18 protein-coding genes and 1 pseudogene are annotated in these 23,239 nt (G+C 56.8%); 14 read left to right on the top strand and 5 right to left on the bottom strand.

Annotation, left to right across the window (positions count from 1 at the left end; all coding sequences use genetic code 11):
• Window positions 1-10 precede the first annotated feature (10 nt).
• From JHL21_RS01575 to JHL21_RS01545, 7 genes are read left to right on the top strand one after another with little or no spacing between them, the layout of a single operon-like run.
• On the top strand, window positions 11-1,132 hold the full coding sequence (locus JHL21_RS01575) for an ABC transporter permease (protein WP_254081926.1): 1,122 nt from the start codon (window positions 11-13) through the stop codon (window positions 1,130-1,132).
• The gene (locus JHL21_RS17655; RefSeq protein WP_200211535.1) at window positions 1,122-2,141 is read left to right on the top strand and encodes an ABC transporter ATP-binding protein; all 1,020 of its coding nucleotides are present in this window, start codon (window positions 1,122-1,124) and stop codon (window positions 2,139-2,141) included. Before JHL21_RS01575 ends, JHL21_RS17655 begins: the two co-directional genes overlap by 11 nt.
• Window positions 2,138-3,172, top strand: a complete 1,035-nt coding sequence (locus tag JHL21_RS17650) for an ABC transporter ATP-binding protein (RefSeq protein ID WP_200211534.1) — start codon at window positions 2,138-2,140, stop codon at window positions 3,170-3,172. The genes JHL21_RS17655 and JHL21_RS17650 overlap by 4 nt, the downstream gene beginning before the upstream one ends.
• Window positions 3,172-5,022 carry a DUF2264 domain-containing protein gene (locus JHL21_RS01560; protein ID WP_200211531.1) on the top strand — a complete coding sequence of 617 codons (1,851 nt, stop codon included), beginning with the start codon at window positions 3,172-3,174 and terminating at the stop codon, window positions 5,020-5,022. The genes JHL21_RS17650 and JHL21_RS01560 overlap by 1 nt, the downstream gene beginning before the upstream one ends.
• Window positions 5,022-6,029, top strand: a complete 1,008-nt coding sequence (locus JHL21_RS01555; protein ID WP_200211529.1) for a hydroxyacid dehydrogenase — start codon at window positions 5,022-5,024, stop codon at window positions 6,027-6,029. Before JHL21_RS01560 ends, JHL21_RS01555 begins: the two co-directional genes overlap by 1 nt.
• A 4-nt stretch (window positions 6,030-6,033) precedes the next feature.
• Window positions 6,034-7,689, top strand: coding sequence for a DapH/DapD/GlmU-related protein (locus JHL21_RS01550; RefSeq protein WP_200211527.1), 1,656 nt, complete (start codon window positions 6,034-6,036; stop codon window positions 7,687-7,689).
• Window positions 7,690-7,697: 8 nt separating this feature from the next.
• A complete protein-coding gene (locus JHL21_RS01545; RefSeq protein WP_200211525.1) occupies window positions 7,698-8,348 on the top strand; it encodes a ThuA domain-containing protein in 651 nt (216 codons plus the stop codon).
• Between the two features lie 239 nt (window positions 8,349-8,587).
• Here the strand turns inward: JHL21_RS01545 and JHL21_RS01540 are convergent.
• The 4 genes and pseudogenes from JHL21_RS01540 to JHL21_RS01525 form a co-directional block, all read right to left on the bottom strand.
• A pseudogene (locus JHL21_RS01540) lies at window positions 8,588-8,881 on the bottom strand (IS3 family transposase); the annotation flags it as partial.
• Between the two features lie 453 nt (window positions 8,882-9,334).
• Complete coding sequence (locus tag JHL21_RS01535; RefSeq protein ID WP_200211523.1) at window positions 9,335-10,261, bottom strand: DMT family transporter; 927 nt, start codon at window positions 10,259-10,261, stop codon at window positions 9,335-9,337.
• Window position 10,262: 1 nt separating this feature from the next.
• Window positions 10,263-12,599 carry a PIG-L family deacetylase gene (locus tag JHL21_RS01530; RefSeq protein ID WP_200211521.1) on the bottom strand — a complete coding sequence of 779 codons (2,337 nt, stop codon included), beginning with the start codon at window positions 12,597-12,599 and terminating at the stop codon, window positions 10,263-10,265.
• 29 nt (window positions 12,600-12,628) lie between these two features.
• Complete coding sequence (locus JHL21_RS01525) at window positions 12,629-13,822, bottom strand: ROK family transcriptional regulator (RefSeq protein WP_200212236.1); 1,194 nt, start codon at window positions 13,820-13,822, stop codon at window positions 12,629-12,631.
• Between the two features lie 223 nt (window positions 13,823-14,045).
• Between JHL21_RS01525 and JHL21_RS01520 the strand changes: the two genes are divergently transcribed.
• The 6 genes from JHL21_RS01520 (at window position 14,046) to JHL21_RS01495 (ending at window position 20,669) form a co-directional block, all read left to right on the top strand.
• The gene (locus JHL21_RS01520) at window positions 14,046-15,281 is read left to right on the top strand and encodes an extracellular solute-binding protein (protein ID WP_199530488.1); all 1,236 of its coding nucleotides are present in this window, start codon (window positions 14,046-14,048) and stop codon (window positions 15,279-15,281) included.
• A 126-nt stretch (window positions 15,282-15,407) separates the two neighbouring features.
• Window positions 15,408-16,340 carry a carbohydrate ABC transporter permease gene (locus tag JHL21_RS01515; RefSeq protein WP_169193994.1) on the top strand — a complete coding sequence of 311 codons (933 nt, stop codon included), beginning with the start codon at window positions 15,408-15,410 and terminating at the stop codon, window positions 16,338-16,340.
• A complete protein-coding gene (locus tag JHL21_RS01510; RefSeq protein WP_200211519.1) occupies window positions 16,337-17,194 on the top strand; it encodes a carbohydrate ABC transporter permease in 858 nt (285 codons plus the stop codon). Before JHL21_RS01515 ends, JHL21_RS01510 begins: the two co-directional genes overlap by 4 nt.
• 3 nt (window positions 17,195-17,197) lie before the next feature.
• Window positions 17,198-18,706: an argininosuccinate lyase gene (gene argH, locus JHL21_RS01505; protein WP_200211518.1), complete on the top strand. Its 1,509-nt coding sequence runs from the start codon at window positions 17,198-17,200 to the stop codon at window positions 18,704-18,706.
• A complete protein-coding gene (locus JHL21_RS01500) occupies window positions 18,706-19,773 on the top strand; it encodes an ABC transporter ATP-binding protein (protein ID WP_200211517.1) in 1,068 nt (355 codons plus the stop codon). Before argH ends, JHL21_RS01500 begins: the two co-directional genes overlap by 1 nt.
• A complete protein-coding gene (locus tag JHL21_RS01495) occupies window positions 19,770-20,669 on the top strand; it encodes a carbohydrate kinase family protein (protein WP_200211516.1) in 900 nt (299 codons plus the stop codon). Before JHL21_RS01500 ends, JHL21_RS01495 begins: the two co-directional genes overlap by 4 nt.
• A gap of 121 nt (window positions 20,670-20,790) precedes the next feature.
• Here JHL21_RS01495 and JHL21_RS01490 read toward each other — a convergent pair whose 3' ends face one another.
• Entirely contained in the window at window positions 20,791-21,516 is a 726-nt protein-coding gene (locus JHL21_RS01490) for a FadR/GntR family transcriptional regulator (protein WP_200211515.1), read from the bottom strand.
• A gap of 133 nt (window positions 21,517-21,649) precedes the next feature.
• Between JHL21_RS01490 and JHL21_RS01485 the strand changes: the two genes are divergently transcribed.
• A complete protein-coding gene (locus tag JHL21_RS01485) occupies window positions 21,650-23,224 on the top strand; it encodes an ABC transporter substrate-binding protein (protein WP_200211513.1) in 1,575 nt (524 codons plus the stop codon).
• The last annotated feature ends 15 nt before the right edge of the window (window positions 23,225-23,239 follow it).

Here is a 23,239-nt window from a genome sequence, read left to right as displayed (position 1 = left end):
TGTTGAAACCATGAGCGACGTACCCGGCACAAGCAAAGTACCTCGGACCCGTGAGAGCCAGTTTAGCCTGATGTGGCGGCGGTTCCGTCGCCATCAGCTGGCAGTTGTTAGTCTTTGGGTTGTCGTCGCCTTCTACGTGATTGCTGCCTTTGCGGAGTTTCTCGCTCCGACCGACCCATCCGCTTATAGCGCACGCTATACCTATGCACCGCCTCAGGGGCTGCAGTTCATCACGACCGATGAGAATGGTAACTGGCAGTTTCAGCCGCATGTGAACGGCTACAAAACGGAGGTCGACCCGAAAGCTCTGCGTCGTTCCTTTGTACTCGACCCAGAAGAGGTCATTCCGGTTCAGTTCTTTGCCCCGAGTGAGCCTTATAAGCTTGCAGGCTTCATCCCCATGTCCGTCAAGCTTATGGGCGTCGAGAACAAGCGCGATCCGTTCTACATTTTGGGTGCTGATCGGCTGGGCCGCGACGTACTGAGCCGCTTGGTCCACGGTACGCGTATTTCCCTTTCGATCGGTTTGGCGGGCGTTACGCTTTCGCTGGTGTTTGGCATCATTATTGGCGGATTTGCGGGCTATTATGGCGGGCGTTTTGATAGCGCGATAATGCGCATTATTGAGTTCATCCGTTCCATGCCGACCATCCCGCTTTGGCTCGGTCTGGCTGCAGCTATGCCTAAAGACTGGAGCGCGCTGCAAACCTATTTTGCCATCACCCTAATCCTGTCGTTGATCGGGTGGACTGAGTTGGCGCGTGTCGTGCGCGGGCGGTTCTTGAGCCTCCGCACCGAGGACTTCGTCACGGCTGCGCAACTCGATGGCGCAAGTGATTGGCGCATTATTATCCGCCACATGGTCCCCAGCTTTACCAGTCACATCATTGCCGCGGCGACCCTCGCCATTCCCGGAATGATCTTGGCAGAGACAGCGCTTAGCTTCCTTGGTCTTGGCCTTCAGCCACCGATCGTCAGCTGGGGCACCTTGCTTCAAGAAGCACAAAACATCCGTACCTTGGCTTCTGCACCGTGGTTGCTCGTTCCGGGCGTCTGCGTGGTGGTGGTCATTCTTGCCTTCAACTTCTTCGGAGACGGCTTACGCGACGCCGCTGATCCCCATGGCAGATAAAGCGCTTCTCTCAGTTCAGAATATGTCGATTGTTTTCACCTCACCCGACGATCCGGATATCGAAGCTGTTCGGCAAGTCGACCTCACCCTCACACCTGGCAAAACCCTTGCTTTGGTTGGGGAGAGTGGTTGCGGAAAGTCGGTAACCGCTCGTGCCGTGTTACGGCTTCTCGACCGCAACGCCGATATTCGGACGGGCGAGATCTTGTTCGATAGTTCTACCGGACGGACCGACATCGCCAAGCTCAAGCCCGACAGCACGCCCATGCGCGCAATCCGTGGCGCACAGATCTCGATGATCTTTCAAGAACCGATGAGCTCTCTTTCACCCGTCCACACGATTGGCGATCAGATCGACGAAGTCATTCTGTTGCATGAGCAGGTGAATAAGAAACAGGCTCGTGAACGCACTATTAGCATTCTCGACCAGGTCGGGGTTCCGGGTGCGCGTGAACGCGCAAATGCCTATCCGTTTGAACTCTCCGGCGGCTTGCGCCAACGCGCCATGATTGCGATGGCTCTCGCTTGCACCCCCAAGCTGCTGATCGCGGATGAGCCCACCACCGCCCTCGACGTGACCACCCAGGCTCAAATCCTCGATCTCCTGCGCCAATTGCAAGCCGAATACGGCATGGCCATGCTTTTCATCACCCATGATCTGGGTGTCGTTGCCGAAATCGCTGACGATATCGCCATAATGTATCTCGGAGACGTCGTAGAGCAGGGCAGTGTCTACGATGTTTTCGCCGCGCCGAGGCACCCCTATACGCAGGCGCTGATGAATTCGGTGCCCAAGTTACAGAGGAAAGCCGACAGAACGCGGCTCAGCCCGGTCAAAGGCACCGTGCCATCACCGAAAGACCGGCCGCAAGGCTGTAGCTTTACGAGCCGCTGTCCTCATGCGTTCGGTCCGTGTGCCAATGTTCGCCCCCCTCGGGTGGCGATCGGCGTGGACCATGTGGCGCGCTGCCACTTGCTTAGCACCGTCAATTCGGAGGCGATGGCATGAGCACGCTTCTTACGGTCGAAAACCTCTCCAAGGTCTACACGCTCGGCGGTGGTATGTTCGCCCCGCCGCGTGAACTGGTGGCTCTCAACGATATCAACCTCACGGTCGAAAAAGGGGAGACACTCGCTATCGTCGGCGAAAGCGGTTGTGGGAAAACCACTCTTGGTCGCAGCATCATCAAGGCGCAGCCGGTCACTACCGGCAAGGTCTACTACCACCAATCTGAAGACAAAAAGGTTGAGCTTACGGCCCTCGACAAGCGCGCCATGAAGCCCTGGCGCCGCGATATGCGGATGATCTTTCAAGACCCGATGAGCTCGCTCAATCCCCATATGCGGGTCTTCGATCTTGTCGCAGAACCGTTACGCGTGCATCGCTTGGCGAAAGGCCAAGAGCTGGAAGATCGGGTCATCGATATCCTCGCTCGCGTCGGTATCGCGGCGGATGCTGTAGGGCGCTATCCCTATGCCTTCTCCGGCGGGCAGCGGCAGCGCATCGGCATCGCTCGCGCACTGGTGCTCAATCCTCAGCTGGTCATTGCCGACGAAGCCGTATCGGCGCTCGATGTCTCCATTCAGGCGCAGGTCCTGAACCTCTTGGATGATCTGAAGGCCGAATTGGGGCTGACCTATATTTTCATCAGCCACGATCTGGGCGTGGTCAATTACATCGCTGACCGTGTGGTGGTGATGTACCTTGGCCACATCGTTGAAAGCGCCCCAACCGAACAGCTGTTTGAGCGCCCGCGCCATCCCTACACCGAAATGCTGCTCGAGGCTTTGCCCGTTGCTGATCCCACTCGGCGCAAAGGGCCGAGCAAAGAGCTTCGCGGCGAAATCCCATATCTCGGCAATCGCCCTGTGGGATGCCCGTTCAATACAAGGTGCAAATACGCCGCCGATCAATGCCGAGCAATCAAGCCCGAGTTGCGTGCCGTCAACGGCACGGGACAACTGGTGGCCTGCCATTTTGCTGAAACGCTCTCACTTCAAGGCGCTTATGACGACGCGCCGCAAAAGGCCTTTGTGTAATGACCTACGATCCAACACATGCAAATCCGCTGTTCGGTAACCCGCTTAAGACGCGCACCGATATTGAGACCGCGCTGCGTGATCTTTTTGAACCCTTGCTGCCCTATTTTTCGGAGGGCAATGCCCGCGTTCGCCTTGATGGAGCGGGTGCGCACTTTGATCGCGCCGCCGCAGACTTGGAAGGGTTTGCGCGCCCTCTCTGGGGCCTGACGCCGCTTGCGGCTGGAGGCGGGGCGTTTGATCACTGGGAGCGGTATCGTCAGGGGCTAGCCAATGGCACCGATCCTGATCATCCAGAATATTGGGGGACGGTGAATGGTATAGACCAGCGCCAGGTCGAGTTGGCCGCGATAGGGTTCACCCTAAAGATGTTGCCGCATCTGGTATGGGAGCCCCTGCCGCAGAAGGCGAAGGACAATCTTGCGAACTATCTCAAGCACGCGCGCAAGTTCGACTATGCGCCCAACAACTGGAAGTTTTTCCGCATTTTGGTAGATCTAGGGCTCGATGAGGTTGGGGTCGAATTTGACCGCTCCTACACCGAGCAGTTCCTCGGCGAGCTGGAAGAGTTCTACATAGATGACGGCTGGTATCGCGACGGAAATGTGCGCCGCTTGGATCACTACATTCCCTTCGCGATGCACTTTTATGGCCTGATCTACGCCAAGCTCAAAACTGGCGACGACGAGCGTGTCGCCAATTACAAGGCTCGTGCAGAGCGCTTTGCGCAGGACATCCAGCATTGGTTCGACGAGGACGGCGGCACGCTCGCCTTTGGTCGCAGCCTCACCTATCGCTTCGCCTGCGGTGGGTTCTGGGGCGCGCTGGCTTTTGCCGATCTTGAGGCGCTCCCATGGGGCGTCATCAAGGGCCATTACCTGCGCCACCTCCGTTGGTGGAGCAAGCTCCCGATTGCCCATGGGAATGGCGTGCTTTCGGTCGGTTACGGCTATCCGAACCTATTCATGTCCGAGAACTACAATTCGGGTGGCTCCCCATACTGGGCGCTAAAAGCTTTTCTGCCACTGGCGCTTCCGGCCGATCACCCATTCTGGACTGCAGAAGAGGTCGAGGCGGATTACACCACTGATCCTGTGCCGCTCAAGCATCCGGGCATGGTGATGCAGCACACCGCGGGAAATGTCGTGGCGCTCTCTTGCGGGCAAGAGAACTTCATGATGCGCGAAGGCACTGAGAAATACGCTAAGTTCGTCTATTCCAGCCGCTACGGGTTTTCGGTCGAAACGGACGAGCGAAACTTTAAACAAGGCGCGTTCGACGGCGCTTTGGCGTTTTCCGACGATGGACTTCACTATCGCGTTCGCGAACACAATGTGAGCGCTCAGATTGCCGGAACAACGCTTTACTCGCGGTGGAAGCCATTTGGTGACGTTACGGTCGACACTTGGCTTATTCCATCGGGCGATTGGCACGTCCGCGTGCATCGCATCAACACCCCTCGTGCCTTGAGCACCATTGAGGGTGGGTTCGCCATTGCGCGTGCCGATCTCAACGCTGATAAATATGTCGATGCCCCCGCTATGGGATTTGCGAGCAGCGAAACGGACGTGTCCGTAATTCTTGATCTAACCGGGCAACGGGCAGGGCGAGCACACAAAGCATTGCCCAACAGTAACCTCATCGTCTCCAAAACGATTTTGCCGCAACTTCTGGGCGAAGTGCCAGCAGGTGAAACTGTTTTTGTGACGGCGGCTATGGCGCAGCCGGTCGGGGCAGCTGCCGACCACGCCTTGGCCAATCCGCCAGTGGCGCCCAGCATTGCTGACCTCGAGGCGCTCTTTGCCAAAGACGGTATCGACGTCAGCGCGGTGGGTGTGGAGTTGTCCTAATGCGTCCAAAACTTGCCTTTGCATATGATCCGGCACGAACGCGTCACGTTTTCACGCTTGAAACTCTTCGGCGACTGGAAGCGTGTTGCGACATAATCAATGACAAACCCCTGACCACTTTCAGTAGCTCTGATGCTCTCGATGTATTGAAGCAGGCCGAGGTGCTGGTGACTGCGTGGGGTACACCATTTCTGACGCGTGAAGTGTTGCAACAAGCACCGAACCTGCGCCTCATTGCGCATGGGGCAGGGACAGTGAAGTTCACCATCGCCCCTTACGCCTACGAACGCGGCATTCGGGTTACACACGCCGCCGAGGCGAACGCTGTGCCGGTTGCTGAATTTTCATTGGCAGCCATTCTGTTTGCTAACAAGCGCGTTTTCGATCTGCGCGACTACTACCGAGACGACCACTCGCGCAACACCAGCCTTGCCCTGCAAGATCAGCCCATTGGCAATTTTATGCGTACCGTTGGTGTCATCGGCGCGTCACGCATCGGCAGGCGGGTGATCCAACTGCTCAAGCCCTTCGACGTGACGGTCTTGCTCTACGACCCCTTCGTTCCTGCCACTGATCCACTAGCGCAGGACGTTGAACTCACCGACCTCAATACGCTGATGGCGCGTTCGGACGTTGTCAGTCTGCACGCTCCCGCATTGCCGTCGACATCCGGGATGATGGGGAGGGAGCAGTTCGCGCTCATGCGGGACGGCGCCACCTTCATCAACACTGCTCGTGGGTCTTTGGTGAACGAAGCGGCGCTACTGGAGGAGGTCAAGACGGGGCGCATTAACGCCATTCTTGATGTGACCGATCCTGAAATTCCAGTGGACGATAGTCCCTTCTACACTCTGCCCAATGTCTTCCTAACGCCGCACATCGCCGGTGCCGTTGGTACAGAACGGACGAGGCTCGGCATCATGGTAGCCGATGAGGTTGAGCGCTACGTGCTGGGCAAGCCGCTCCAATACGAAATCACTCAAGACCTACTAGAGCGGACGGCTTAGTCACATGCACTCGGGAGGACATACAGCGTCGCGGCGAGAGGAAGATCCTATCGCCGCAAAGTGGGCCTACGATCGTCTTCAGTATCTGACTTGGGATCGGACACCGGAAGACATCACCAGCCATGAGCATCGGGCTCGTATTGCTCACCTACAGCGCCACGCAGGCGCAGAGGTCGATCCAACGGCCTATATCGCGGACACCGCAGCTATTTTCACGACCAGCCTCGTGCTGGGTGCACACAGTTGGATTGCCGGAAACGCCCTGGTCCGCGGCGATGCCCACTTTGGTGCCCATTGCACGATCAACAGCTTCGCGACAATTTCCGGCAAGGTGCATTGTGGCAATGCGGTAAGGATCGCCAGTCACGCTACTCTTGTGGGGTTCAATCACGGCTACGATGACCCACAAGTACCCATCTACCTGCAAAAGCACGAAAGCCTCGGCATTACGGTTGAGGATGATGTCTGGATCGGTGCGAACTGCGTCATTGTTGACGGCGTAACCATTGGCCGGGGGGCCGTCATTGCCGCCGGGGCGGTGGTCAACAAAGATGTTCCACCGAATGCTATTGTTGGCGGTGTCCCGGCAAAAGTCATCCGCTTTAGGGGGCAGGGTAAGCGACACGAGACGCCCGACCAGCTTGAGGCACTAAGCCGACGCGCCCAAGAGCAATGGCGTGATATTCTGCGCCATAACCAACAGGACGGAGAATACCTCTCTTATGACGGGAGCGGGCAAAAACGGCGCAGCATTCGTCACCTCTGCGACGCCATCGAGATATCAAAATCCTTTGGCGAAGACCTTCCGGGTGCAGATCGGTTTGAGGTGATTGCGCAGCTGCAACGCGCGCAAGATGCAGTAACGGGCTTGTTTCCTGATCCTTACCAAACGCCTGATCCGACACACCCGCTTCGAGAGGATGGGCTCGCACTCTACAATGTTCTCGCGGTGGGTTACGCTCTGGAGATGCTTGGTAGTCAACCACGGCACCGGATCAGTGCTGTTGACCTTTCGGCACCGGAGCTGAGCCATTGGCTCAACCACCTGCCGTGGCGCACACACGCATGGTCAAGTGGCGCGGCAGTGGATGCGATTGGCACCGCACTCTATTTGAATGCGCGATACTTCGAGGCCACCCGCATCAATGAGACGCTTTTTGGTTGGCTCGCATTGCATCAAGATAGGGCTACTGGCCTCTGGGGGTGCCCCACCAGCGAAGGCCTGCTGCAGCCGGTCAACGGCTTCTATCGGCTGACGCGAGGCACTTATGCTCAGTTCGGTATTCCTGTGCCACGGGCCGAACAGGCTATCGATGCGGTGATCACCAACTACCGAAACTATAATGGCTTCTCGGGCGAAACTTATACAGCCTGCAACCTACTCGATACCATTCACCCCCTTCTGTTGTGCTTGGCTCAAACCGATCATCGGCGCGTGGAAGCTGAAGCGATCGCCAGGGGCATTATCGCTGGCGTGTCAGAACGATGGGTGGACCGGGAGGGCCTAGCCTTTGCCCATGGGCATTCGCCGGGTCTACAAGGAACAGAGATGTGGCTTTCGGTGGCGCACCTTGCCGCAAAGCTATTGCGGATCGATGATGCATTATCTTTTGTGCCCTGTGGTGTGCATCGAACTGACGCCGTTGGACTGGGGCTTTGAGGGGCAAAATGAGACAGAAAAAGGCTTTGGTTGTTTGGGGCGGATTGCCTCTGCATACACCCGAACGCGGTGCTCATGTGGTGAGGACACTGCTTGAGGAGGAAGGTTTCGCGGTCACCGTTACGGAAGACTACGACGCACTTGGCGATCCAAACGTTGGCACTAATGATTTGATTGTGCCAGTCATCACCGACGGTACCCTCGCACCGGAAAAGATGGAGGTCCTGATCGCCGCCATTCGCTCAGGGACGGGCTTGGCCGGCTACCACATGGGGCTTGCCACGACATTTCGCGCCAGTGTCCCGTTTCGCTATGCGGCAAGCTGCTATTGGGTGCAGCATCCCGGCAATATCATAACCTACCGCGTGAACGTCACGCAGCCCGATCACCCCATCATGGCTGGATTGGAGAGTTTCGAGCATACTTCGGAGCAGTATTACCTCAACTACGATCCGGCCGTAGACGTCCTTGCAACCACCGTGTTTTCTGGTGAGGTCCATCATTGGCGCAAGGAAGTGACCATGCCAGTCGTCTTCACTACCACGCATGACAAAGGTCGCGTGTTCTATTCCTCGCTCGGGCATACGGCTGATGAGCTGGAATTGCCACACGTGCGCACCATATTAAAACGCGGTCTTATGTGGGCTGCACGAGAGTAGCGCCACGGCAGATATGGTGATCGACGAGGGGCACGAAGGTATCAATCACGCAGGGATTTTTTGAGGCGGGGGTGAACGGCCGTTGATGTGGAGGCGCTGATTATTGGACGCCCTTGCAGGTCGGAATTGGACCGCCAAGTCATCAATCTGCCGATTGCCGAGGCGTGAATTTCCACCGGTTCGGCGCGTTGGCGTTGCTGGTTGCCAGGCACTCACACATGAAGAATACCGAAACCTCGCAAGAAGTATTTTTCGAGTAGAATGCGGTTCTTGAGCGTCTGGTGCAAGCGCTCGATCTTGCCCTGTGTCTGGGAATGAAGTGGAGCGCCTGGAACCTGATCCATGCCAGCGGGTGCGTTGTAGTCGGCTAGCTCTTGGGCGATGTAGCTGGGTCCGATGTCGGTCAACAAGCGCGGTCGGTGCCGAACATGCGCCTGATCACACCCTGAAGCTTCTAATGCTAAGTCCAGCGTATCGGTGACTTCCTGAGGCCGCATCGTGGAGCAGAGCTACCAGGCGATGATGTAGCGGGAATAAGCGCCTGGCTGTTCCGGCAAGGAGATTTCTTTGGTGGACGATCATGAGTATCGGTTAGCGGTCTTGACTTCAGCTGCTGAATATGTGTCAGGCGGTCAACAGGCAAGCGTTTGCGAAAGGCCTAGGCAAAACTGAACGGCAAGCATGGAGTGCGGTTTCAACTTTTGACGCTTTTGATACTGCTTGTGAGCCGCAAAAAGTTGAATACTGTGTTGTTGTAATTGATTAATTTCCGGCCTGTCACGCCGGAGGTCGCGGGTTCGAGCCCCGTCTCTCGCGCCATTTTCTTTCATTGAAATTGTTGCGTTGATTAGTTCGATCCATGTCGGGTTTCGCTAGCACGTTAGTATTTTGCTCGGGCGCGAGCGGGCCACCTCGACCGGACCTCGCGGACCTTAGTCTCCAGGGCTTTGAGCTTTTTTTAAGACACCTCAAGCTCGATATTTCTATTATCTGGGTCTATCCTCGGAAGATGCGGGCCTCGTAGGTCGAGCGCGCGCTTCGGGTGCGGTGCGGTGTGCCGACTGTCGTTTGTCGAGATGATTGGTGATGTAAAGCGCCGATAGGATAATGGCGATTCCAATAGCCGTTGACGCGGATGGTATCTCACCAAAGGCAAGGAACCCTGCGGCGGTTGCGGCTATAATGGAAAGATAGTGGAAGGGCGCCAGTTGATTGGCTGGGGAGCTCTGATAGGCGCGCAGGAAGCAATATTGTCCAACTTGCGCGAGTGCGCCGATCGCTATCAGGACTGGCCAATCGCCAAGGCGCACCGGCTCCCACATGATGATCGCTGGGGCGGATGTGAATACAGTCAGCCCAACGGTATAAAAGACCATCAATGTGGTTGTGTTCTCTCCTGCCAGCGCACGGGTTTGCACCGTGGATAGCGAACCGAACACAACAGTGCCAAGAGCGGCTAATAGGCCTAGGTTCCATTCGACTTGATTGGGGCCAATCATGATGAGCACGCCAAAAAAACCGACCCCAGTTCCTATCCAACGCCACGGCCCCGAGCGTTCTTGAAGGAGCCAGCTGGCCAGCGCCAGAGTGACGAGTGGTCTGGTAAAGCCGATGGCGTTCACGAGCGCCAAAGGCAGTGCCGTCAGCGCTGCGAAATTGCAGTTGAGGGCAAGCGTATTGCACAATACCCGAAAACTGTGTTGTCCCAGTCGCTTGGTACTTTTGAGCGCAGTGCGGTGTTTCCATGCCAGCGGCAGCACGCTCACGAGACCGATGAGCGAGCGAATAAAAACAATCTGCACCGATGGGTAACTGGCCCCGCTCATTTTGACGAGGACGGTCATAACAGTGACCAGAACCATGTCGGAAAGAAGCCACGCTAGCCCAAGGGGCAGCGCACGCGTTTGGGCCATTTTAGGCTCTTTGCAAGAGGTTAGCCATGATGCGGAAGGCACCTGGAACCAGCTTATCGAGCTGGTGGTGCAGCACGAGGCTCGTGTGGGTATGGCGCCCCTTACCGATCCTCCCTGAGACGAGAGAACCAAAGAGCGGATTTTCGCCGACATCGTTCATACTTAGGAGGGGCTCATAAGCTTCATCCCAGTGAGAGACGAAATAGAGACCGCGCTCTTTATCCCAGCCGTCAAAGTCGGCGCGGGTGATGGTATTGGGGCCAGCAAAGAGCGGATGGTTGGGCTGCAGGATTTCGACTGTGCTTGATGGGTTGTTGACGCGCCAGCGAAGCGAAGGCGAGCCGATCGTCAGCGGGCGAGGGGGGGGAGTTTGCTTGTCCCAGCCGTCCGTTGGGCGATGGTAGAGGGTGACCAAGTGCCCGCCGTCCTCGACGAAAGTGTGTAGCTTGCTGGTTACCGCTTTCAAGTCTGGGCGCGTGCCGAAAGCAAAGAGGCCGACGATGATAGTGTCATAGACTGAGAGGTCGCCCGCAAGTGCTTCAGCGTCTAGGTCGATGACATTGGCGCCCATGCGTTTAAGCCAGAAGCTGACATTGTCGGCCCCGCCGTTGATGATGCCTACCTTGGTGTCAGGCACTTTCAGATCGAGCGCCAATATGTCGAGTGTGAGCGGGCGGACATAGCGCGATGTGCCGATATGCTCGTAGGCAATAGGGGTGACGACGTGAGCCGAAAGTCCGTCAACGCTTAGTGGCAGGTGGTATTTACCGGGAGTGAGGTCAGGAGTTGCTGTGAGCCGCAGCGCATCGCCCGCAAATTTGACGCTGAGCCCAGAGGGGATATTCTCAACTGATACAGACGATGGAGCGCCGGTGCTTTTCACGGTGAAGCTGTGCTGGCCCTGTGCGGGAAGCGCTAGAATGAGCGCCTCGGGCGTGATTGCGGCCCTTTTCGCTGGGGCGATTTGGACGACTTCTTCTGTATCGAGTGCAAAGCGAACCTTGGTCCCGCTGACCTCGGCTTCGACTTCGAGCCAGAGCGCGCCGTTGCCGCCTAGGCTGAACCAGTTTGGGTAGTACGGATTGCCGACGTCGGCATGCGGATCGGCCTCGACAGTCAGGATGGCCGTGCGGGCGCTAAAACTGACAGGAACGCCGGAAGCAAAAGCTTTTGGCGCTACTGGTGTCACGGTGACAGTGCCGTCCAGTGGATGTGCACTTTCGATAGTGATCGTTACACTCGATCCGGGAAGGACATCGCGGGAGGATACGGATGCAGTCAGGTCCAGACCAGCGGCCAGTACGATTGCAGCGTCGAGTTCGACAATTTTTCGAGTGATGCGGTGCGCGTGATGGTCAGCGATTGCGTCAATACTGCTGAGTGCCTGCTTGGCCTCAATTAGGGCGCTTAAAATTTCATCCGATTTTGGGAAGGCTGCAATAGCGCTCGCAATAGCCGCGTCAGCCCGGGCCAATTCAGGCAGGGACCCAAGATCCGACAGTTTTGTCGGGAGGGCGTCAAAGACACTGATTTCAGCTGTTCCGCCAACGAGGTGGAGGTCCCAACGTGAAGCGTCATAGCGCCAGTCGCCCATATTCTGGGTGGCGTGATACGCGCGCGAGACTTCGCCGAGACGAGCAAAGCTCAAGCCCGTGACAGGGTCGCATGTGCCCGCAACAATCGTCGTGGTTGCGGGAGGTGGAGGAACTTCGTCGTCATAATAGTCGCCGCCCCCGGACCATGCGGGGAGATAATATTTGCTGACCTTCCAAGGGGTGAGACCGACGATTTCATACGTCGGATCGGCTGACAGAGCGAGAGCGGTTTCGGCCGCTTCAGTCATGGCTCGGTGGTGACCGTGCTGGCCCGGAACGTCGAGGAAAGTTGGAATAACGATGTCAGGGCGGAATTCGCGATAGGCGCGAACAAGTCGATCGATTGTACGTTCCTTGCCCCAACGGGCGAGTGTGTCTGGGCCGGATTTGGAAAAGCCAAAGTCGTGAACGGGGTCATTCGGTCCGTGCCCGAGCCAAGCGATGTCGGCATCGATAACGCGGGCGGCCTCTTCAAGCTCGCGGCTGCGGACAACACCCAGGGCTCCCAAACGCTCTGGACCGAGCGTGTTCTGACCGCCTTCGCCACGTGTCGAGCAGGCGACAACAATGCGTGCGCCGTGTTCGTGGCGCAAGGAGGCGAGCATTGAGTTGTGCTCATCGTCCGGATGGGCGCCGGTGTTCATAACAGTCACAGTGGACTTGAGCCGCGTGAGGGCACGGTAGAGCGCGACGAAGCGTGGCGATTTTGCTCGGTTATGAAGACGGTCGCGGGCAGAAAGCATGATCGACTAGTCCTTGCGTCGAAGATGGGTCAGTTTGCAGGATCGGAAAGGCTGAGGTGCGGGGAGACGGTGTCGAGCAATGGTAATGCTGCAGCACCGAGGGCGGCCGTTAGTTGGCCAGTCTGCCCGCCTAGAACGCGCGGCAAGACGCGTTTGTCACGTGTGGCCACAGTAACGGGCAGAGGATTGATTGCTGAAATTACTGCTTCCAGAACGGCGTCAGGGAGGCCGCCGCCAAAGATAATGGTTTCGGGATCGAAAATGTTTTCGAGTAGGGCCACGGTGGGCGCGAGATAATCCGCAGCGGTCTCAATCCAATCCAGCAGAGTTGGATTTTGCGCCTCGTGCAGGCGCTCGATATCTTCCACGGTTTTGGCATAGATGCCCGCCATGGCCAAACGCTCACGCAGAGCGAAAACGGATACGAACCGCTCGAGTGCGCCAGCCGGGCCTGCCTTGCCAGCGCCATTGCGCGGCACTAGGCCGATGTGACCGATTTCGCCAGCATTGCCAAATGCACCACGCAATGGGCGGCCATCGTGTATGACGCCGAGCCCAAGGCCAACGCCGAAATAGAGGTAACAGAAATTGGTAAGCTGGCGCCCGGCGCCATAGAGTCGCTCGCCTACGACAGCGGCGGTCGCATCGTTTTCGACGACCACATCGTGACCAGTGGCTTGGGCGAAGAGTTTTCGCGGGTCGTGGCCTGTCCAACCCGGGAGGGTCGCCGGACCGACAGAGCTCATGCCCTCAATTTCAAACGGTCCGGGCATCACCACGCCGATACCCAAAAGTTTGGGGGGCGGTGTTGCGGAGAGTTCGGTTTGAAGCCGTGCCACTTCATCTGCGACAAGTTTTGGCACGACCGCCGGGCCGGTATCCTCAAGTCGACTGATCGACTGCGCACGCACGCGACCAGAGAGATCGAGAAGGACGCACACCATATGGTCGGCGGCGATTTCGACGCCTGCGGTGAGTGGGCCGTCGGGATTGACTGCAAATTGGATCGGGGGCTGACCACGCCCAGAGCGAAGCCGTCCCAATTCTATCAGCATCCCCTCGGCGAGCAGCTCTTCAACGATATTGGTCACCGCTTGGGCGGTGATTTTGGCGTGGCGGGCAATTTCAGTGCGGCCCAAATGACCGTGTAGTCTGATCACTTCCAGGACGACGCGGCGATTGTGTGCGCGGTTACGTTCTGGGTTGGAGCCGATAGCGACCATTGGCGGTACGGGTTTTTTGCTGCGGCTAGTCAAGGGTGATCTCCGAAGGATGCGCTCAACTCATAGCACCAAAAGTCGAATGTCAAAACAATAACTCAAGTAGATTATGTTATTGACAATCGCTTGGATTCTGGGGGACGTTGAAGGCAAGCTTGGAAGGGGACTTTCAGGTCACATGGAGAGCTGTCGCTTAGGCCGACGGTCGTATGGAGGATATATACCAATGCTTTTCAAAGCAAAAATGGCCGGCCTCGCCGCTGGCATCAGCATGTTGGCACTCGGCTCCGCCCAGGCCGTTGAAATCGAATACTGGCAGTATGTGTTCGATAGCCGTGTTCAGGCTATGGACAAGCTGATCGAGAATTTCGAGGCGGCTAACCCAGGCATTACCGTCAAGCAGACCACCTTCCCTTATGCCGATTACCAGACGCGCGTTGTCGCTGCTAAGGTTGCAGGGCAGGGTCCGGATGTTGTGCAGCTCTTCTACGGTTGGACCGATCAGTTCGTGAACGGTGGCCTCATTCAGCCACTTGATCCGGCTGTGTTCCCGCACGATGAGATTGAATCAGAATTTTTCCCAATCGTCTCTGCGATGAAGCGTGGCGAAGACTATTATGGTCTGCCGACGGCGGTGCGTTCGCTTGCACTGTTCTACAACAAGGCGCACTTCGCTGAAGCTGGCATCGAGCCTCCAAACAATCTGGAAGAGCTCGTCGCTGCCGCTAAGGCCACCACCAAGGTTGATGGTAGTGGCAACATTACTTCGGCGGGTATCACGCTCGATATGGCTGGGCAGGATCACCACTGGTGGCGCGAAGTGCTCGTTCGTCAGTTCGGCGGCGTCCCATATGATGCAGAAGGCAACGTCGCTTATAACGACGAAGCTGGCGCAGCAGCGATGAAGTTCTATACGGACCTGCAGACCGAGCAGAAGGTTGGCCTGGTTGGGTTCATGGATGAAGGTCAGGCAGCATTCCGTGCAGGCCTTGCTGCTATGACCATCGACGGTACGTTCCGTCTCGGTGCGTTCGCCGCCAACCCATTTGAATGGGGTGTTGTCGAGCTGCCAGCCGATGCAAACGGTATGCGTTCGAACTACTCGTCCTACTTTGCTAACGGCATCGGCGCGACTGCTCAGGGTGAAGAGCTAGAAGCTGCGCAGAAGTTCCTGCAGTACATTTCCTCGGAAGAGGCGATGAACATCTGGCTGGAAACGGTTGGCGAACTGCCAGCGCGTCGCGACGCTGCACTGACCGAAGCCAATCTTGCTGATCCAATCCGCGCGCCGTTCTTGAAGGGCCTTGAATACGCTCACACCACTCGCTTCTACGACGAAGCTGGTCAGCGTACGACAGCGATCGATGCGGTTAATCGTATTCTGCTCGAAGGTCAGTCGCCAGCCGACTCCGTTGCTGCTGCAGCTGCTGCAGAGCAGGCGATCATCAACGACAACCGCTAATCGCCGGGCTTAGAGCTCGCGATTATCTCCAAAAATTCGTTCCATCCCGGTCCTTGTGATCGGGGTGGTTCGTCAGGCGGTGTGGATCTGTGGCTCTAGCGCCCGGGTGCCCCACAAGGAGCAAACATGGCGTCAACGAACGCACTTCCACAGTCAGGACCGGTTCGGCTTTGGGACCGACTGACTATCGGCCAAAAGCGTGTGATCTGGGCTTGGGTGTTTCTCATCATCCCGATCGCCTTCTACGCAGGCATTCGATTTTATCCAACGTTTCAGGCGTTTTGGCTATCGCTGACCAATTGGGACCTCTTGCGTCCGGCCAAGTTTATCGGCTTTGCGAACTATCAAAAAATGTTCGCCGATCCAGCTTTCTGGAAAGTGTTCAACAACACCTTCCTCTATCTTATCATCGGTACGCCACTGAGTTTGGTGATCTCCTTCTTGATCGCCTACTACCTCGACCGCGTCCGCTTCATGCATGGTTTCATCCGTGCGCTCTATTTCCTGCCCTTCCTAACCACGGCTGCGGCTATGGGTTGGGTATGGCGTTGGTTCTATCAGCCGGTTCCAATCGGCGTGATTAACTCCGTTCTGAGCAGTGTTGGGATCCCGCAGCAGCCATTCCTGCGTTCGGTCGATCAAGCGCTGTTCTCAATTCTCATTCCAGCCATTTGGGCAGGATTGGGCTTCCAGATCATCATTTTCATGGCTGGTCTGCGGGCTATTCCATCGACCTTTTATGAGGCCGCGCGCATCGACGGCTTGGGCGATGGCGCTATTTTGCGCAAGATCACCATTCCGCTGCTGAAGCCGACAACCGTGTTCCTCGTCGTCTTTTCGTCCATCGGTTTCCTCCGCATCTTTGACCAGGTCTACAATATGACCACCAATGATCCGGGTGGTCCGCTGAACTCGACTAAGCCACTGGTGTTGATGATCTATCAGACCGCGTTCTCGTCCTACCAGATGGGCTATGCCGCTGCGCAGACAGTGGTGCTGTTCACCATCCTGCTCATCGTCTCTCTGCTCCAGCTCTATGTGCTGAGGGAAAAGAAATGACCGCTACAACCGTTTCCTCTGAATTGGCGGCCAACCGCCGCGATATTCGTCCCGGTCGTTACATTGCATGGACGCTGCTGTTCATCGGTGGGCTGATCATGATCACGCCATTGCTGTTCATGTTCTCGACCTCGCTCAAAACGTCGGGTCAGGTCTATGACCTCAAGCTGATCCCAGCTGCGCCGACCTTTGAGAATTATCTGAAGGTTCTGCAGGATGGTCGCTTCCTGCAGTGGTTCATCAACTCGACTTTCATTGCTGTCGTTGTGACCGCGTCGAACGTCTTCTTCGACAGTCTGGTTGGCTACACGCTGGCGAAGTTCCAATTCCGTGGCCGCTACTTCATCTTCCTCGCCATTCTGTCGACCTTGATGATCCCGACCGAAATGTTGGTGATCCCGTGGTATTTGATGTCGAGCCAGCTGGGTTGGCTGAACTCGTATTGGGGGATCATGTTCCCAGGCCTGATGACGGCATTTGGCACCTTCTTGATGAAGCAGTTCTTTGAAGGCGTGCCGAACGACTTCCTCGAGGCGGCCCGCGTTGATGGGCTGAACGAATTCACCATCTGGTGGAAGATCGCTATGCCGATGGTGGTTCCTGCCATCTCTGCTCTGGCCATCTTCTCCTTCCTCGGCAACTGGACCGCCTTCTTCTGGCCGCTGATTGTGACGACCTCCAAGGAGCTCTACACATTGCCTGTGGGTATCTCTTCGTTCTCGGCGGAAGCTGCGATCCAGTGGGAGTTGATTATGACTGGCGCCGCAATCGGCACCATTCCGACGCTGCTCGTCTTCCTTGCTCTCCAGCGCTACATCGTTCGCGGTGTCATGCTGGCCGGTTTGAAGGGCTAAGGCATGACCGACCCACGTCTCACTGACACCTCGGTCTTTCCGGACCCAGTCTACAAAGAAACCGTTCTTCGCCCCCTCTTTGATGGGGCGAAGGATCACCACGTCGAAGGTTTCCGCGCCATCGACCGTGCGCATTTGGTGATGCTGGTTGAAACCGGCATTCTCACCGAAGTGCAGGGAAGGGACATTGCTAAAGCGCTCGAGAGCATTGATGCCGAAATTGAGCCGTCGTCCCTTGTTTACACCGGTGAGGTAGAAGACTTCTTCTTCCTGATCGAACGCGAATTGAAAAAGCGCGTTGGCCCGGACCTTGGTGGGCGTTTGCACACCTCCCGTTCGCGCAACGATATCGATCATACTTTGTTCAAGCTGGGTATCCGCGAGCGGTTGAACGTGTTGCTCGAGAAGGCACTGGCGCTGCATGCAGCGCTCATTGATGCGGCTGAACGGGAAAGGGCGACGCTGATAGTCGCCTATACTCATGGCCAGCCAGCGCAGCCAACCACCTTTGGTCACTACCTTTCTGCAGTTGTAGAGTTTGTTGGTCGTGACATCGAGCGGCTGTTCGAAGCATACCGCATTCTCGATTACTCGCCGATGGGTGCGGCTGCGATCACGACCTCGGGGTTCCCGATTGATCGTCACCGCGTTGCCGACCTCTTGGGCTTTTCAGAGCCTTTGCAGAATTCTTATTCCTGCATTGCGGGCGTGGATTACATCACTTCCACCTACTCAGCCATTGAACTGATGTTCCTCCACCTTGGTCGTGTCATTCAAGACTTCCAAGTGTGGACAAGCTTTGAGGTCGGGCAGATCTATGTGCCAAATAGCCTCGTGCAAATCTCCTCGATCATGCCTCAGAAGCGCAATCCGGTGCCGATTGAGCACTTGCGTCATCTTTCGAGCCAGACCGTTGGTCGCGCTCATGCCATGCTGACCGTGGTGCACAACACCCCGTTCACCGATATGAACGACAGCGAAGGGGAAACGCAGTCGATGGGCTATGGCGCTTTCGCCAGTGCCTATCGCGTGCTCGACCTGTTGGCCGCTCTGGTTGCACAAATCCGCATCAACCCTGATTGTGTGCGCGAAAATATCTCGCGCTCCTGCATCACCATCACCGAACTGGCGGACAGTCTGGTTCGTCGCGAGGGCTTGTCGTTCCGTGAAGGACACGAGATTGCGGCCGCAGTGGCTAAATCGGTTGTCGCCAAAAAGGGCGATCTGGCCAAGGACGGCTACACTCCATTCCGGGAGGCCTTCCAGCACGCAACGCAGCGCGAAACTGCACTGAACGAAGCCAGCTTTGCTGAAATCGTCTCGCCAGAATATTTCGTCGCTGTGCGGACACGCTACGGCGGTCCGGCACCTGAGCCGCTGAACGCCGCCATTGCTGGCTACAAAACCAAAGCAGCAGAACTTGCTGCAAAACACGAAACAATCTTGCGCCGACAGGCTGACGCCGCGCGCACGCTCAATGAGCGATTCACCGCATTAAAGGGAGCAGTCTGATGGCCAGTATCGAACTTCAGGGCTTGATCAAGGCTTATGGCAAAACCCAAGCCGTTCACGGTATTGACCTTAAGATCGAAGACGGCGAATTCGTTGTCTTTGTCGGTCCATCGGGCTGCGGCAAATCAACGACACTGCGCATGATCGCAGGCTTGGAAGACATTTCCGGCGGGAAGTTGCTGATCGGTAATGAGGTGGTGAACCAGCGCGAGCCGAAGCAGCGTAATATCGCTATGGTGTTCCAGAACTATGCGATTTACCCGCATATGACGGTTGGCCAGAACATCGGTTTTGGGCTCTATACCTCAAAGCTCTCGAAGGCTGAGAAGCAGCAGCGCATCGAAGAAACTGGCAAGCTCTTGGGCCTGTCGCATCTGCTCGATCGCCGTCCTGCAGCTCTCTCTGGCGGTCAGCGTCAGCGCGTTGCTATCGGTCGCGCGATGGTGCGCGACCCCGTTGCGTTCCTTTTCGACGAACCGCTCTCGAACCTTGACGCGCAGCTGCGTTCGCAAATGCGCATGGAAATCAAAGCGCTACATCAGCGTCTTGGCACGACCATTGTTTACGTGACGCACGATCAGGTGGAAGCCATGACCATGGCCGACAAGATCGTGGTTATGCGCGATGGTCATATTCTGCAGGCCGGGTCGCCGACAGAGCTTTATGAGAATCCTCAGGATGTGTTCACCGCGCGCTTTATCGGTAGCCCATCAATGAACATGATCGATGGCCATCTGACAGCGTCGGACCTCAGCGTGGCCGGCGCCGCCATTTCCGGGCTCACACTTCCCGGCCATGACGCCAAGGTGCTGGTTGGCATCCGTCCGCATGATCTTGTGGTCGGTGAAGGCGAGGGCAATGGTTTTGTCGCCAGCGGTCTGGTGGAGGCTGTCGAGCCGCTTGGTTCGGAAACTCTGGTGCACATTGGCCTGAATGGCAAAACCGTCATCGGTACGGCACCAGGCCGCGTTGTGCCTGCTGTGGGTTCGTCGGTGACAGTACGGGCAGAGCCTGGTTCGCTTTATCTCTTTGATGCCGTGACCGAAAAGGCTATTGGCCGCGCATGACATCGACTTCGAACAAAGCCGGGGCTGTTCTCAGCCTCGGCCGTATATATTGCGACATGGTGTTTCGCGGCCTCGACGGCATGCCGCAACTTGGACGCGAAATCTTCGCTGACGATTTCGCTTTAACCCCAGGTGGTGGTGCGCTGATCACGGCGGCCCATGTTGCAGCGCATGGTCGTCGCTCAGCGGTCGTGGCACGCTTTGGCACGGATCCGCTTTCGCGCACCTTGGGCGGTGAGATCGAGACGCTTGGGCTGGATTTGCAGTTCCTTGATCGGCACGAAACTGCTGGTCCGCAGTTGACTGTGGTTATCGTCAATAGCGGTGATCGCGCCTTTCTCTCGCGTCGTGCGGGCTATGCACGCCCGGAAACCTTTGAGACCGCAATCGCCTGGGATCAGGCAGCGCATTTGCATATTGCCGAATATGCAACGCTTTACGAAATGCAGGATGCTGTCGCTCTGGCGAAGGCGCAGGGACTGACCGTGTCTCTCGACCCGAGTTGGGATGACACGCTTATCAAGGATCCATTGTTCTTTGAACGTGCAAAAGATGTGGATCTGTTTTTGCCAAATCTGGAAGAAGCGCAGGCCCTGACCGGGGATACAGATCCGGCCGCGGCACTGGCCAAGTTGGCATCGCATTTCCCCGTTGTTGCACTCAAACTAGGGGGCGACGGGGCTATGCTGGCCTGCGAGGGTGAGGTGATCGCCCGCAGCAGTGCAAAGGTTGAGGTGGTCGACACGACCGGCGCTGGGGATGCCTTTAATGCCGGGTTTATCGACGCTTGGCTAAATGGCCAGCCGAAGGAGGCATGCCTCGAGGCGGCGATACTGGCGGGTACGCGTTCAGTACAGGCGTCTGGTGGTACGGGAAGCCTGCGTGCGGCGTCCTAAAATCTGATCGCCTGGCGTTCGGCTAGGTCGTTTAGCCTTCGGTGCCGGGCAGTATGAAATCTCTTGGCGTCGCTATTCTTCGGGATAGCGACGCATTCACTTGCGCAACTGGGGCAGGGTACTACGACTTCGCCTGCTTCTGCAGCATGCGCACCAGTGGATCGTAGTGCGCGATTACGGCATGGCGGTAGCCCTCATGGTCTCCGCGTTGTGCCGACCAATAGAGGTCGCTATGCGCTTGCGCTGTTTGGCGCATGTCGTCTGGAAGGGCCAGGTCAAGTTTCGGCAATACGGCCGTATGGATGTCCCAGAAAGCTGCGACGAGCTGAACGGCCAGTGGATTGCCGACCGGTGACAGCATTTCAGAGTGGAAGAGCCTGTCGTCACTCAAAAAGGGTTCATTGTTATTGGAGCGCTCGACCATGTTTGTGACGAGCCGTTCTATGATCGGGTTCGCCTTGCCTTTGTGAGCGTCCACCACAGCGTCGGTGAATGCCAAGTCCAGCACGCGACGAAGTTCGATCACTTCACGCAGCGCCTCAAGATCATCGCCGGGTGTCAGCGCGCCGCGAAACACAAGTGTCTCGACAAGTGGGGTCAGGCTCATATTCCCCACGACCGTGCCATGACCGTGCCTGACTTCCACGATGTCGAGTGTGGCCAAAGTGCGAATCGCCTCGCGCACCGATGAACGGGAAACCCCAAGATCATTACAGAGCTCCGCTTCGGTCGGGATGGTATCCCCGGGCCGCAAACCCCTTTGCATAATCAGGTGCTTGATCTGTTCGGCAGTGGTCGAGCGGCGCATCCGCAATGGGCTATTGGTGCTGTCAGTCGGTTCGCTCATTTTCCTACCATGCGTGTATTTTCGCCGTAGCGTGCCGCGATATTCCGCGTATTTCGCTTGGATACAAGGCTTGCGTGCAGCCATACATTAGGATAGAAGACGTCAGACGTCTGATGTCAACTGGAGGGAATAAGTGACTTCGCGTTCTCAAGGGATTTCTCGCCGCGCTCTCTGCCTTGCTGCAGGTGCTTTCGCCTCAATGTCGCTGTTTGGCGCATCGGCCAGCTTTGCGCAGGTAAATACTGATAATATCGACCTCGATGCCACCATTCAGGCCGGTATCGCTTATGGTCTCTCTGGCACTTTCGATCCGCTCAATGCGTCGGGTGCGGTCACTGTGGCTGCCAACTGGCACACCATGGAAGGCTTGGTTGATCTCGACCCGGTCACTCGTCAGCCTTACGCTGCCCTGGCTGCAGAAATGCCGACCAGTGCGGATGGTCTCGAGTACATCGTTAAGCTGCGTGAGGGCGCTGTTTTTCATGACGGCACCCCAGTCACCGCAGAAGACGTTGTCTTCTCCGCTCAGCGTGTGCTGGATCCAAACTCGAACTCGCTGTTCCGCTCATTCGTAGCGTTCATCGATAAGGTGGAAGTTGTTGATGCAACGACTGTAAAGTTCACCAACAAGTACCCATTCTCGCTGTTCAACGAGCGTATCGGTTCGATCAAGATCGTTCCGAAGGCACTTGTTGAGGCAGATCCGGAAGCTTTCGGTAAGCTCCCGACTGGTACGGGTCCTTACAAGCTGATTTCGGCAGTGCCGGAAGCGGAAATTGTGTTTGAACGTAACGAGGCTTACAGCGGCAATCGTCCTGCTCTTGCAGCCGATATGGTTTGGAACCTCATTGCTGATCCTACAGCGCGTGTGAACGCTCTGTCGTCTGGCACAATTCAGGCAATGGAAGACGTTCCTTACATCGACGTTGACGCGGTAGCTGCGACTGCCGAGCTTGAAAAGGCTCAGTCGTTCGGTCTGCTCTTCGCGATGTTTGACACCACGAAGGCGCCGTTCAACGATGTTCGTGTTCGTCAGGCGTTTATGTACGCAATCGACATGGATAAGGTCATTGGCACTGGTATGCTCGACAACGCATCCGCTGCTAAGGGCTTCCTTCCAGAAACGCACCCGAACTTCCATGAAGCTTCGACGGTCTATTCGCTGAACCAAGAAAAGGCCAAGTCGCTTCTCGCTGAAGCGGGTGTTCCTTCGCTTGATATCACGCTGATGAGCACTGATCATGGTTGGGTGAAGGACGTTGCGCCAATCATCAAGGAAAGCCTTGATGCTGTTGGTATCAACACCACGCTCGACATCGGTCAGTCCGGCGGTCAGTACGTTAAGGTCGATGCTGGCGAAATGCAGGTCATGATTGCCCCTGGTGATCCATCTGTTTTTGGCAATGACCCAGACATTCTGATGCAGTGGTGGTTTGGCGACAACATCTGGCCAACCACGCGCTACCGTTGGGCTGAAAGCGAAGGCTACGCCGAGCTGACCCAGTTGCTTGCCGACGCACAGAAGCTGTCCGGTGACGACCAGACTGCAAAGTGGAACGAAGCCATGGATCTTCTTTCTGAAGAAGTCGTGCTCTATCCGCTGCTGCACCGTCAGCTGCCGACGGCTTGGAACCCAGACGAACTAGAAGGCTTTGCACCAGTTCCAACCACTGGTCTGTCCTTCCTAGACGTTGGCGTGAAGAAGTAAGAGCCAGTCGCGCAC

Source organism: Devosia sp. WQ 349K1 (assembly GCF_016595685.1).
GTDB lineage: Bacteria > Pseudomonadota > Alphaproteobacteria > Rhizobiales > Devosiaceae > Devosia.
The sequence above is the reverse complement of the archived record's forward strand: the minus strand, read 5'-3'. Positions and strand labels throughout refer to the sequence as shown.

What these genes read in the sequence shown, in the direction of transcription:
- JHL21_RS01500 (WP_200211517.1), top strand. Translation starts at nt 18,706, where the DNA reads ATGGCCAGTATCGAACTTCAGGGCTTGATCAAGGCTTATGGCAAAACC.
- JHL21_RS01515 (WP_169193994.1), top strand. Translation starts at nt 15,408, where the DNA reads ATGGCGTCAACGAACGCACTTCCACAGTCAGGACCGGTTCGGCTTTGG.
- JHL21_RS01520 (WP_199530488.1), top strand. Translation starts at nt 14,046, where the DNA reads ATGCTTTTCAAAGCAAAAATGGCCGGCCTCGCCGCTGGCATCAGCATG.
- JHL21_RS01510 (WP_200211519.1), top strand. Translation starts at nt 16,337, where the DNA reads ATGACCGCTACAACCGTTTCCTCTGAATTGGCGGCCAACCGCCGCGAT.
- JHL21_RS17650 (WP_200211534.1), top strand. Translation starts at nt 2,138, where the DNA reads ATGAGCACGCTTCTTACGGTCGAAAACCTCTCCAAGGTCTACACGCTC.
- JHL21_RS01560 (WP_200211531.1), top strand. Translation starts at nt 3,172, where the DNA reads ATGACCTACGATCCAACACATGCAAATCCGCTGTTCGGTAACCCGCTT.
- JHL21_RS01525 (WP_200212236.1), bottom strand. Translation starts at nt 13,822, where the DNA reads ATGGTCGCTATCGGCTCCAACCCAGAACGTAACCGCGCACACAATCGC.
- JHL21_RS01535 (WP_200211523.1), bottom strand. Translation starts at nt 10,261, where the DNA reads ATGGCCCAAACGCGTGCGCTGCCCCTTGGGCTAGCGTGGCTTCTTTCC.
- JHL21_RS17655 (WP_200211535.1), top strand. Translation starts at nt 1,122, where the DNA reads ATGGCAGATAAAGCGCTTCTCTCAGTTCAGAATATGTCGATTGTTTTC.
- JHL21_RS01530 (WP_200211521.1), bottom strand. Translation starts at nt 12,599, where the DNA reads ATGCTTTCTGCCCGCGACCGTCTTCATAACCGAGCAAAATCGCCACGC.
- JHL21_RS01575 (WP_254081926.1), top strand. Translation starts at nt 11, where the DNA reads ATGAGCGACGTACCCGGCACAAGCAAAGTACCTCGGACCCGTGAGAGC.
- argH (WP_200211518.1), top strand. Translation starts at nt 17,198, where the DNA reads ATGACCGACCCACGTCTCACTGACACCTCGGTCTTTCCGGACCCAGTC.
- JHL21_RS01555 (WP_200211529.1), top strand. Translation starts at nt 5,022, where the DNA reads ATGCGTCCAAAACTTGCCTTTGCATATGATCCGGCACGAACGCGTCAC.
- JHL21_RS01550 (WP_200211527.1), top strand. Translation starts at nt 6,034, where the DNA reads ATGCACTCGGGAGGACATACAGCGTCGCGGCGAGAGGAAGATCCTATC.
- JHL21_RS01490 (WP_200211515.1), bottom strand. Translation starts at nt 21,516, where the DNA reads ATGAGCGAACCGACTGACAGCACCAATAGCCCATTGCGGATGCGCCGC.
- JHL21_RS01495 (WP_200211516.1), top strand. Translation starts at nt 19,770, where the DNA reads ATGACATCGACTTCGAACAAAGCCGGGGCTGTTCTCAGCCTCGGCCGT.
- JHL21_RS01545 (WP_200211525.1), top strand. Translation starts at nt 7,698, where the DNA reads ATGAGACAGAAAAAGGCTTTGGTTGTTTGGGGCGGATTGCCTCTGCAT.